Below are 11836 nucleotides of genomic sequence, written 5' to 3' on the forward strand. Positions count from 1 at the left end.
CACGGGATCCGGCACGACCCGTGCTCCGTAGACTCGCACCGTGACCGTCCCACCCCGCATCGCCGTCCTCGGACCGGTCACGGTGACGGGTGCGGACGGCGAGCAGACGGCGGTGCCGGGCGCGCTCGCACGGTCGTTCCTGACGGCACTGGTGCTCGCGCGTGGCCACGCCCTGACCACCGGATCCCTGATCGAGGAACTCTGGCCGGACGCGCAGCCGCGGGGCGCCCGCGCGGCGCTGCAGACGCTCGTGTCGCGTCTGCGCCGGAGCGTGGCGGAGGGCCTCGTGGTGTCGACGAGCACCGGGTACGCGTTGGGCGGCGACCCCGAGGACGTCGACCTCGCCCGCGCCGAGCGTGCCACGGGCGTCGCGGGACCGGCAGCGGTCCGCGCCGCACTCGACCTCTGGCGCGGCGATCCGGGCGCCGACGTCGAGGGGGACCTGGGTGCGGCGCTCACGGACCGTGCCGCAGCGATCCGTCGCACGCTCCGCAGGGCGCTCGGCGGCACGTTGCTCGACGAGGGCCACGCCGACGAGGCCGCCGAACTCTGGGCGGCGGAAGCCGCCGCCGACCCCTACGACGAGGTCGCGGTCGCCGGCTCGATGCGCGCCCTCGCCGCGGCCGGCCGCACGAGCCAGGCCATCGCCGTCTTCGCGGCGCACCGCGACCGACTCGCCGACGAACTCGGCGCCGATCCCTCGGCCGACCTGGTCCGCCTCAACGCCGAGTTGCTGCGCCGGTCCGGTCCCGCGACGGGCAGCGTCCGGCGCATCGGGCTGCGCGCCGCGCCGAACACGTTGGTCGGGAGGCAGGAGGACCTCGTCGCCGTCGCGGACCTGCTCTCCACGGGGCGGCTGGTCACCATCCTCGGTGCGGGTGGGCTGGGCAAGACCCGCCTCGCACAGGCGGTCGCAGCCGACCTGCCGCCGACCCAGGGCGTCGTCGTGTTCGAGCTGGCGCCGCTCGCCACGGGCGACGACGTCGTGCCGGCACTCGGAGCACTGCTCGGGATCGCCGAGTTCCGGTCCACCCGGTCGCTCCGGGACGCCGTCGCCGCAGACCTGCGCACCCGGGTGGTGCGAGCACTCGCCGACGGACCCACCGTGCTCGTCCTGGACAACTGCGAACACCTGGTGGCCGAGGTCGCCGCCTTCGCCGCGGACCTGCTCGCGACCGTGCCCACCCTGCGGATCCTGACGACCTCGCGCGCCCCGCTCGCCATCGCCGGTGAGGTCGTGGCTCCCCTGGCACCGCTGCCCGTCGAGGCCGACGGCGCCGCGGTCCGGTTGTTCACCGAGCGGGCGCGGGCCGCACGACCCGGAGCCGTGCTGCCCGTGGACGCCGTTCGCCGGATCTGCACGCGGCTCGACGGCTCGCCACTGGCCATCGAACTCGCGGCGGCTCGGATCCGCGGCATGAGTGCCGACGAGATCGAGCGCCGACTGGACGACCGGTTCGCGCTCCTGCGTGGGGGCGACCGGAGCGCTCCGGAGCGGCACCGGACCCTGCTCGCCGTGATCGAGTGGAGCTGGCGCCTGCTCGACGACGGGGCGCAGGACCTGCTGACGCGTCTGGCACTGTTCCCGGACGGGCTCGCGGTCGACGCGGTCGAGGCCGTCGCCGCTCCGGACCGCCGGGCGGACGCGCTCGACGACCTCGCCGAACTCGTGGAACAGTCGCTCGTGCAGCTCGTCGAGCACGAGGGCGAGCCCGTGCGGTACCGGCTGCTCGAGACCGTGCGTGAGTTCGGGGCCACCCGGCTCGAGGCGCGCGGTGCGACCGAGGCCGTCCGCACGGCGATGATCGGCTGGGGGCGTGACTTCGCCGCCGACCGCAACCTGCTCACGATCACGGGTGCCGCACAGCTCGACCGGTTCCGTGAGGTCGCCCGCGAATCCGACAACCTCGTCACCCTGCTCCGCTGGAGCCTGGCGGCCGACGACACCTCGGCGGTCGCGCACCTGTTCGCGGCCCTCGGCGGCTACTGGTCGCTGCGCGGGGCGCACGGCGAGGTCGTCGCACTCGGCCCCGAGGCCGTCCCCGTCCTGCGCCGTACCGGACCGGTGGCCGAGGACCGCGCCGCGACCGTGCTCGGGCTCGTGGTCACCGGCGGGTCGTCCGCGTTCAGTGACAAGCGGACCGCTGCCCTGGCGGTGTCGACCCTGCGCCGGGTGATGCGCGACGGCACCACCGGGTTCGCCGTGCTCGACGCCCAGGCGGCCCTGCTGCTCACCCTGGGGCGACCGGCCGACGGTCACACCCTGCTCGCCCGCTACCGCGACGACCCGGAGCCCGGTGTCGCCTGCCTGGCGAACATGCTCAGCGCGCCCCTCGCCGAGAACGACGGGGAGTCCGCCGACGCCCTGCGGTACGCGACCCGCGCCGCGACCCTCTCGCGCACGAGTGACGACGCCTGGACCACCGGGTCGATCGCCGTCACGATGACCCAGCTCCTGGCGCAGACCGGCCGGCACGCCGACGCCCTGCGCTCCGCCGAGGTCGCCCGCGAACAGCTCGAACGGTTCGGGGCCGACGACGACCTGTACGAGATCGGCTGGACCGTCGGGCTCTGCGCCGCGAGCACCGGCGACGTCGTCCGTGCCCGGCAGGTCGCCGACGACCTGCAGCACCGGCCGGTCGAGGCCCGCGGCGGCTTCGACGAGGACCGGGTGCAGATCGGTGTCCTCGCGATGGCGATCGGCGCGGAGTGCTCGCGCTGGGAGGGAGCCCTCGACGACGCGGCGGCGGAGTACGCGCGCGCGTGGGACTCCGTGCTGCCCCTGCGGAAGCAGACACCCCACTGGACGCTCATGGCGGGCTCGGCGCGGATCGCGGCGCGGGACGAGGCGGCGGTGCGCCGGTCCGACGGAGCCGTCCCGGGCCTCCCGGTCGACGACGTGGCGGTCGCGAGACGCCTGCGCGTCGGTGCGCTCGTGATGCTGCGCGTCCACCCGTGGTGGCTGGACCTGCCCGTGATCGGCACCGCCCTGCTCGGGTTGGCGCTCGCCGCCGCCCGTGACGGACAGCGGGAGCACGCCGCCCGGTGCTGGGGGCTGGCGATCCGACTCGGTTCGCGGCAGGACTTCGGCGTGCTCGCACACGCACGGATGCGGCAGGTGCTGGCCGACACCCTCGGCGCCACGGTGCCGGCGGACGCCGAGACGGCCTCGGCCGGATCGAACCGGGCCGAGGCCGTCTCGCAGGCGCGGCTCCTGCTCGAGGAGCTGCGGTTCCGCGTGCGCTGACGGCGCCCGTCAGGCCTTCCGCATGTACGCGCGGACCGTCAGCGGTGCGAACACCGCGACGACGACGGCTGCGCCGAGCAGGCTGATCCAGAGGTCGACGCCCACCGTGCCGTGGCTCACGAGGTCGCGGACCGCCGTGATCAGGTGCGAGATCGGGTTGACCTCGGAGAACCAGCGCAACCATTCCGGCAGGGTGTCCGCCGGCACGAACGCGTTCGACAGGAACGTGAGGGGGAACAGCACCATGTTGGAGATGCCGGAGACGCTCGACGCCGTCCGCGCGACGACGCCGAAGTAGGCGAAGATCCAGCTGATCGCCCAGGCGACGACGATGACCAGCAACCCGGCCAGGACGACCGCGCCGAAGCCGCCGGCCGGACGCAGGCCCATGATGATGCCGACCGTGAAGGTGATCGTGGTGGCGATCGCGTACCGGACGGTGTCGGCGAGCAACGCACCCGCGAGTGGGGCGATCCGGGCGATGGGCAGGGACTTGAAGCGGTCGAAGACGCCCTTGTCCATGTCCTCGCGCAGCTGCACGCCCGTCACGATCGACGACGTGATGTTCGTCTGCACGAGGATGCCGGGGATGATGATCGGCAGGTAGCTTGCGACGTCACCGGCGATCGCGCCACCGAAGATGTACGTGAACATCACGGTGAAGATGATCGGCATCAGGGTGACGTCGAACAGCTGCTCCGGGGTGCGCCGGACCTTGATCAGGCCGCGGTACGCCATCGTGAGCGACTGCCGGACGGTGGCGCCGAGACCGGTCGCACCGACGCCGGGGCGTGGGGTGACCCGGGGCGCAGCGGTGCCCGTGGGGGTGGTGATGGTGGTCATGCGATGCTCCCTGCGAGTTCGCGGTCAGTGCTGTCGGTGTCGTCGTCGGTGGTCGCCGGAGCACCCGTGATGGTCAGGAAGACCTCGTCGAGGGTGGGCTTCTGCACGCTCATCTCGGCGAGGGTGATGCCGGCCTCGCGGAACGACACGAGCAGGTCGGTCACACGGTCCGGGTCCGACATCGCTGCGGTGAGGCGCGAACCCTCGGGGCTGGCCACCGCGTCGACACCGAGGGTGTTCCGCACGATCGTGCGCGCGGCGTCGAGCCGGAGCACATCGGTCAGGCGGAGCTGCAGCGACGAACTCCCGATCGAGGCCTTCAGCTCGTCGCTCGTGCCCTCGGCGACCACCTTGCCGTGGTCGATCACCGCGATGCGGTCGGCGAGCTGGTCCGCCTCGTCCAGGTACTGCGTCGTCAGCAGCACGGTCGACCCCGTCGCCACCAGCTCGCGGATGGTGTCCCACATCTGCGCACGCGTCCGGGGGTCGAGCCCCGTGGTGGGCTCGTCGAGGAAGATCAGCGGCGGCTGGGCGATGAGGCTCGCGGCCAGGTCCAGCCGGCGACGCATGCCACCGGAGAAGTTCTTGAGCGGGCGTGATGCGGCCTCGGTCAGCCCGAAGCGCTCGAGCAGCTCCACGGCCTTGCGCTTCGCGTCAGCGCGGGAGAGCCCGAGCAGGCGCGCGAAGACCACCAGGTTCTCGGTCGCGCTGAGCGTCTCGTCGACACTGGCGTACTGACCGGTCACCCCGATGAGGGTGCGGACCGTCTGCGCCTCACGCCGGACGTCGTGCCCGAAGATCCGGGCCTCGCCGCCGTCGGCCTTGAGCAGGGTCGCGAGCATGGAGATGGTGGTGGTCTTGCCGGCGCCGTTGGGACCGAGCACGCCGTAGACCGTGCCGGCCTCCACGCGGAGGTCGACACCGTCCACTGCGCGGTTCGTCCCGAAGGTCTTCACGAGGCCGGAGGCCTCCACCGCGAGCGGTGTCGTGGTCATCGAAATGTCCTTTCGTCGATGTCGAGGACGATGGTGCCGCGGGGCGCTCACGCGGCACTGACGTGGCGCTGACATGGCTACCGTGGGGACGTGAGCGAAACGGTGCGATTGCGGCTGGACATCGCGTACGACGGGGCTGCCTTCTCCGGGTGGGCCCGGCAGCCCGGCCTGCGGACCGTGCAGGGTGCGCTCGAGGCAGCGCTCGCCACCGTCTTCACCCGGTGGGGCGAGCCGCCACTGCTCACCGTCGCCGGACGCACCGACGCCGGCGTGCACGCCACCGGACAGGTCGCGCACCTCGACCTGTCCGCCGAGCAGTGGGACGCGCTCAGCGCCAAGCGCGGCTCGGGGCGCTCGCCGCTCGACGGACTCGTCAAACGCGTGAACGGCATCGCGGCACCCGAGGGAGACGTCGTCGTCACCCGGGCCTCGCTCGCGCCGGACGGGTTCGACGCCCGGTTCTCGCCGCTCTGGCGACGGTACGAGTACCGGATCGCGGACGTCGACGCCCCGCGCGATCCACGTCGGCGCGGGCACACGGTCTGGCACGGGGCGAGCCTCGACCCGGCAGCGATGGAGCGCGGTGCGCTGCGGCTGCTCGGGCTGCACGACTTCGCGACGTTCTGCAAGCCGCGCGAGGGCGCGACGACCATCCGGACGTTGCAGGAGTTCCGTTGGGACCGCGAGCCGGACGGCGTGCTGGTGGCGCGCCTCCAGGCCGATGCCTTCTGCCACTCGATGGTGCGTGCGATGGTGGGGGCGACCATCGCCGTGGGCGAGGGGCGGTTCGGGCCAGAACGGCTCGAGGAGCTCCGCGTCGCCGAGACGCGGACGAGCGCGTTCAAGACCGCGCCGGCGAAGGGGCTGACCCTGACCGAGGTCGGGTACCCGGCGGACGGGGAGCTCGCCGGGCGGGCGGAGCAGACGCGGGCGCGGCGCGAGTGAGCACCCGTCCCTGATGTTGCCGAGCGCAATCATTTACCTCGACGCAACCTGAGGGACTCCGCAGGTCGGTAGCGTGCGGACATGCCCAACCTCCTCGGGCGCACTCTGCTGTGCGCCACGGCTGCCGCGACGCTCCTCGCCGCCCCGCTCGTCACCGTCACCGCCGCCACCGCCAACCCGGAGGGGAGCGGCCTCGTCATCGAGGAGGCCTACCTGAAGGCGGGCAGCAACGGCGCCTTCTACAACCAGAAGTTCATCGAGATCGGCAACCCGACCGACGCCCCGGTGTCACTCGACGGTTGGTCGCTGCAGTACCGCTCGGCGACGAGCACCGGCGCCTTCTCGACGAGCGCGCTCGAGGGCACGGTCCCGGCCGAGGGCACCTTCCTGGTGTCGATGGCCGGCAACGGCGGGGCCACCGCGGTCGGTGCGGACCTGCCGACGGCGGACGACACCGCGTCGCTGAACCCCTCCGGCACGACGGGCACGATCGTGCTGTCGAACGCCGCCACACCGCTGGCGCTCGCCGCCGGCCCGGTGCCGACCGGTACCGCGGGCGTCGTCGACCTGCTCGGCTACGGCGCCTCGAACACGTACGAGGGCACGGTACGCACCGTCGAGGGCGCGAACGGCGTGCCGAACGGCCTCGTGCGTCAGGGCACCACGGACACCGACGACAACGGCGCGGACTTCTCGGTGACGACGACCCTGACGCCGCGGAACGCCGCCGGTGCGACGACCGCGCCGACCGACCCGACCGAGCCCACCGACCCGACGGAGCCGACGGACCCCGGCGCGCCCGCCGAGGCCGTCACCATCGCCCAGCTGCAGGGCACCACGGACACCTCGCCCTACGCCGGCAAGACCGTCACCACCGACGGCGTCGTCACCGCGGTCTACGCGTCCGGCGGCTTCAACGGCTACACGATCCAGACCCCGGGCACCGGCGGCGCGATCGACCTCGGTACCCACACGGCCTCGGACGCCGTCTTCGTCTTCTCGTCCGCGACCGCCGGGCTGGTGGCCGAGGGCGACCACGTGCGCGTCACCGGAGCGGTCTCCGAGTACTTCGGCCTGACCGAGCTCACGGTGTCGAGCGCGGCGTCCTTCGAGAAGCTCGCCGACACCGTCGTCGCCCCGCAGCCCGCCGCGGTCGCGTTCCCGTCCTCGGACGCACAGCGGGAGTCGCTCGAGAGCATGCTCATCGCGCCGCAGGGCTCCTACACGGTCGCCGACAACTACACGACGAACCAGTACGGCGAGGTCGTCCTCGCCAGCGGTGCGGGCCGGCTCGTCCAGCCGACCGAGGTCGGCCGTCCGGGCAGCGCCGAGGCGAAGGCCGTCGCGGCGTCGAACGCCGCGCGCAAGGTGACGCTCGACGACGGTGCCAGCACCAACTTCCTGACGAAGGCGAACCAGGGCATCCCGGTGTCGTGGCTCACCCAGGGCCCGGTCACCGTCGGCGCGACCGCCACGTTCTCGCAGCCGGTCGTCCTCGACTACCGCAACAGCGGGTGGAAGTTCCAGCCGACCGCGCCGATCACCGGCGCGACCCCGGCAGCCGACCTGCCCGCGTCGTTCTCGACCGTGCGGCAGGCGAAGCCGCAGGACGTCGGCGGCGACCTCAAGCTCGCCGGGTTCAACGTGTTGAACTACTTCCCGACCACCGGCGACCAGCTCACCGGCTGCTCGTACTACACCGACCGCGCGGGCGACCCCGTCACGGTCAACTCCGGCTGCGACGCCCGCGGTGCTGCCGAGGAAGAGGACTTCCTGCGTCAGCAGGTGAAGATCGTCAAGGCGATCAACGGCCTCGGCGCCGACGTCGTCTCGCTCGAGGAGATCGAGAACTCGGCCCGCTTCGGCCAGGACCGCGACGCCGCCGTGGCCACCCTCGTCGACGCGCTCAACGCCGCCACCGGCGAGGAGACCTGGGCGTACGCGAAGTCGCCCGCGACCGTGCCGGCGAGCGAGGACGTCATCCGCCTCGCGCTCATCTACAAGCAGGACCGCGTCGCACCCGTCGGCGAGTCCACGATCCTGCTTGACGACGCCTTCACGAACGCCCGCCAGCCCGTCGCGGACGCGTTCCGCCCGGTCGGTGGCACCGCGGACGACGACTTCCTGGTGATCGCGAACCACTTCAAGTCGAAGGGCTCCGGGACCGGCGAGAACGCCGACCAGGGCGACGGCCAGGGCGCCTCGAACGCCGACCGGGTGCGGCAGGCGAAGGCCCTCGTGACCTTCTCCACCGACATGCAGGCGCAGTACGGCACCGACAAGGTGTTCATGCTCGGCGACTTCAACGCCTACAGCAAGGAGGACCCGGTGGTCGTCCTCGACGACGCCGGCTACACCGACCTCGGCCCGGCGCTCGACGCCACCGAGTACTCGTACGTGTTCTCCGGCCTGAGCGGGTCGCTCGACCACGTGTTCGCCTCACCCGCCGCTGCCGAGACGGTCACGGGCGTGGACATCTGGAACATCAACTCGGTCGAGTCGGTGGGCCTGGAGTACAGCCGCTACAACTACAACGCGTCGGACCTGTACACCGACGACGTGTTCCGCGCGAGCGACCACGACCCGATCCTGGTCGGCTTCGACCTCGACGCCGCGGGGACCGACCCGGGCACGGACCCCGGGACGGACCCGACCCCGGTGCCGACGCCGACGCCGACTCCGACTCCGACCCCGACTCCGACGCCGGTGCCGCCGGTCGACGGGATCACCCCGCCGGCTGGCCCGGCGGCGCCGTCCGAGTCGCTCCTGACCGAGGCGAACCGCGGTGGGGTGTCCGCCCCGGCGACGGCCCGTGCGGGGGAGACCATCACGGTGGCGGTCGGCTCGGCGGCTGCCGGTGACACGGTCGACGTGTGGCTGTTCTCGACCCCGACGCTGATCGGGACCGCGGTGGTCGCGGCCGACGGCACCGTGCGGGTGACGATCCCCTCGGACACCCCCGCTGGTGCGCACCGGCTCGCGGTGACGGCTGCTGACGGGAGCCTGATCGGCTGGACCCCGATCACGATCACGGCGGACGGACAGCTCGCGTTCACGGGTGCTTCCGGGCTCGGTGCCGGAGCGCTGGTCGCGTTCCTGCTGCTCGCGGCGGGTGCCGGCGTCGTGATCGTGCGTCGCCGCAGGGCGGCAACCGCCGCCGCGTAGTCACCACGCGCCGTGGGCGCGAGTGCAGGTCGGACGGGAGGCCCGTGGCCAGGCGGTCACGGGCCTCCCGTCCGGCAGTGGCTGCGTTTGACCGACGCGACCCGGATCCGCTAGGCTCTCACCTTGGTCTGTGCGCCACGCGCGCCGGACAGTCAGATGAGCCCTCCACCCGGGCGTTCCGCCGGCTTCTGCCGCGGGGAACCCCGACCGGAGTGGGATTCACGGACTCCTCACCTCGACACGAAAGCAGCACTCCTGTGACTCGCACGTTCTCACCGAAGCCGGCAGACGTCCAGCACGACTGGATCGTCATCGACGCCACCGACGTCGTCCTCGGCCGTCTCGCCACCCACGCCGCGGCGCTCCTGCGCGGCAAGCACAAGGCCACCTTCGCCCAGCACATGGACATGGGTGACTACGTCATCATCGTGAACGCCGACAAGGTCGCCCTGACCGGCTCGAAGCTCGCGAAGAAGGTCTACTACCGCCACTCGGGCTACCCGGGCGGCCTCACGGCGACCTCCTACCCGGAGATGCTCGAGAAGCACCCCACCCGCGCCGTCGAGAAGGCGATCCGCGGCATGCTGCCGAAGAACACCCTCGGTCGCGAGCAGCTCAAGAAGCTGAAGGTCTACGCCGGCGCGGAGCACCCGCACTCCGCGCAGCAGCCCAAGGCGTACATCTTCGACCAGGTCGCACAGTAGTTCCGGCCACGACGACTTCAAGGACATAGAGAAACTCATGGCTCAGATCGCTGATTCCCTCGACCAGACCCCGGAGAGCTTCACCACGGAGAGCGCACCCGCCGCTGCCGAGGCCGCTCCCCGTCAGATCCTCAACGTCTCCGGCGGTGCCGTCGGGCGCCGCAAGGAAGCCATCGCGCGCGTTCGCCTCGTTCCGGGCTCCGGCACGTTCGTCGTGAACGGTCGCTCGCTCGAGGACTACTTCCCGAACAAGCTGCACCAGCAGCTCATCAACGACCCGTTCAAGGTCCTCGAGCTCCTCGGCTCGTACGACGTCGTCGCCCGCATCACCGGTGGCGGCCCCTCGGGTCAGGCCGGCGCACTCCGCCTCGCCATCGCCCGCACCCTGAACGAGATCGACCGCGAGAACAACCGCGCGACCCTCAAGAAGGCCGGCTTCCTCACCCGTGACGCCCGCGTCATCGAGCGCAAGAAGGCCGGTCTCAAGAAGGCCCGCAAGGCTTCGCAGTTCTCGAAGCGCTAGTCGTCACCGGCTGAAGATCGCAATGCCGCGTCTGTTCGGTACCGACGGGGTTCGTGGTCTCGCCAACGGCGAGCTGACGGCCGCGCTCGCACTGGGTCTTGCCCAGGCGAGCGCGGCCGTCCTCACACACGGACACCACGCCGACGCCCGCCGGGCGTCCGGCCGACCGCGCCCGCGCGCGGTCCTGGCGCGCGACCCGCGCGTCTCCGGTGAGTTCCTCGGTTCCGCTGTCGCGGCCGGACTCGCCTCCGCCGGCGTCGACGTCCTCGACGCCGGGGTCATCCCCACCCCCGCTGCGGCGTTCCTCGTCGCGGACATCGACGCCGACTTCGGCGTGATGATCTCCGCGTCGCACAACCCCGCCCCGGACAACGGGATCAAGTTCTTCGCCACGGGTGGTCGCAAGCTGCCGGACGAGGTCGAGGACCGCATCGAGGCGGCCATGCACGACCACTCCGCGCCGACCCCCACCGGCATCGACGTCGGGCGCATCTCGCGGTTCGCCGACGCCGAGGACCGCTACGTCGTCCACCTGCTCGGCACGCTGCCGCACCGGCTCGACGGCATCCACGTCGTGCTCGACTGCGCCAACGGCGCCGCCGCCGGCGTCTCGCCCGAGGTGTTCGTGAACGCCGGGGCCCGCGTCACGCTCATCGGTGCCGAGCCCGACGGCTGGAACATCAACGACGGTGTCGGTTCGACCCACATCGACAACCTGGCCCGTGCGGTGCTCGAGCACGGCGCGGACGTCGGAATCGCGCACGACGGCGACGCGGACCGCTGCCTGGCCGTGGACGCCGCGGGCAACGCCATCGACGGTGACCAGATCATGGCGATCCTGGCACTGTCGCTGCAGGAACGCGGTCGACTGAAGGACGACACCCTCGTCGCGACGGTCATGTCCAACCTCGGGCTCAAGCGGGCGATGGCCGACGCGGGCATCACCGTGATCGAGGCCGGCGTGGGTGACCGGTACGTGCTCGAGAAGATGACCGAGGGCGACTACTCCATCGGTGGCGAGCAGTCCGGCCACATCATCTTCAACGAGTACGCCACCACGGGTGACGGTATCCTGACCGGGTTGCACCTGGTCGCCGAGATGGCGCGCACAGGGAAGTCCCTGCAGGAGCTCGCCTCGTGCATGACGGTGTTCCCGCAGGTCCTGCTCAACGTCCGGGGCGTCGACCGTCACGGTCTCGCCGACCAGGGCGTGCAGGACGCCGTGACTGCGGCGTCCGCGGCACTCGGCGACACCGGTCGCGTGCTGCTCCGCCCGTCCGGCACCGAGCCCGTGGTGCGTGTGATGGTCGAGGCCGCTTCGCAGCATGACGCCCAGCGCATCGCCGAGGAGCTCGCCGCGGTCGTGCAGGAGCGCTTGGCGCTCGACGCCGCGTAGGGTTCCCCTCCGCCGCTC

The 11836-nt window shown here is 72.1% G+C and carries 8 protein-coding genes; 6 read left to right on the forward strand and 2 right to left on the reverse strand.

Annotation, left to right across the window (positions count from 1 at the left end):
• Positions 1-40: 40 nt before the first annotated feature.
• Positions 41-3247 (forward strand): BTAD domain-containing putative transcriptional regulator, encoded by a 3207-nt coding sequence (locus ACVKXF_RS06560; protein WP_456795231.1) that lies wholly within the window; start codon positions 41-43, stop codon positions 3245-3247.
• A gap of 9 nt (positions 3248-3256) precedes the next feature.
• Here ACVKXF_RS06560 and ACVKXF_RS06565 read toward each other — a convergent pair whose 3' ends face one another.
• Together ACVKXF_RS06565 and ACVKXF_RS06570 are read right to left on the reverse strand one after the other, a co-directional pair.
• The gene (locus tag ACVKXF_RS06565; protein ID WP_456795232.1) at positions 3257-4090 is read right to left on the reverse strand and encodes an ABC transporter permease; all 834 of its coding nucleotides are present in this window, start codon (positions 4088-4090) and stop codon (positions 3257-3259) included.
• The gene (locus ACVKXF_RS06570) at positions 4087-5085 is read right to left on the reverse strand and encodes a DrrA family ABC transporter ATP-binding protein (protein ID WP_456795233.1); all 999 of its coding nucleotides are present in this window, start codon (positions 5083-5085) and stop codon (positions 4087-4089) included. The genes ACVKXF_RS06565 and ACVKXF_RS06570 overlap by 4 nt, the downstream gene beginning before the upstream one ends.
• A gap of 90 nt (positions 5086-5175) precedes the next feature.
• Between ACVKXF_RS06570 and truA the strand changes: the two genes are divergently transcribed.
• The 5 genes from truA (at position 5176) to glmM (ending at position 11818) form a co-directional block, all read left to right on the forward strand.
• Positions 5176-6030 carry a tRNA pseudouridine(38-40) synthase TruA gene (truA, locus tag ACVKXF_RS06575; RefSeq protein ID WP_456795234.1) on the forward strand — a complete coding sequence of 285 codons (855 nt, stop codon included), beginning with the start codon at positions 5176-5178 and terminating at the stop codon, positions 6028-6030.
• A gap of 81 nt (positions 6031-6111) precedes the next feature.
• Positions 6112-9195, forward strand: a complete 3084-nt coding sequence (locus tag ACVKXF_RS06580) for an ExeM/NucH family extracellular endonuclease (protein ID WP_456795235.1) — start codon at positions 6112-6114, stop codon at positions 9193-9195.
• 257 nt (positions 9196-9452) lie between these two features.
• Positions 9453-9899 (forward strand): 50S ribosomal protein L13, encoded by a 447-nt coding sequence (gene rplM, locus ACVKXF_RS06585; RefSeq protein ID WP_071259898.1) that lies wholly within the window; start codon positions 9453-9455, stop codon positions 9897-9899.
• Positions 9900-9936: 37 nt separating this feature from the next.
• On the forward strand, positions 9937-10422 hold the full coding sequence (gene rpsI / locus ACVKXF_RS06590) for a 30S ribosomal protein S9 (RefSeq protein WP_111083442.1): 486 nt from the start codon (positions 9937-9939) through the stop codon (positions 10420-10422).
• 22 nt (positions 10423-10444) lie between these two features.
• Complete coding sequence (gene glmM, locus ACVKXF_RS06595; protein ID WP_456795236.1) at positions 10445-11818, forward strand: phosphoglucosamine mutase; 1374 nt, start codon at positions 10445-10447, stop codon at positions 11816-11818.
• The last annotated feature ends 18 nt before the right edge of the window (positions 11819-11836 follow it).

This window comes from Curtobacterium sp. PvP017, assembly GCF_054060195.1.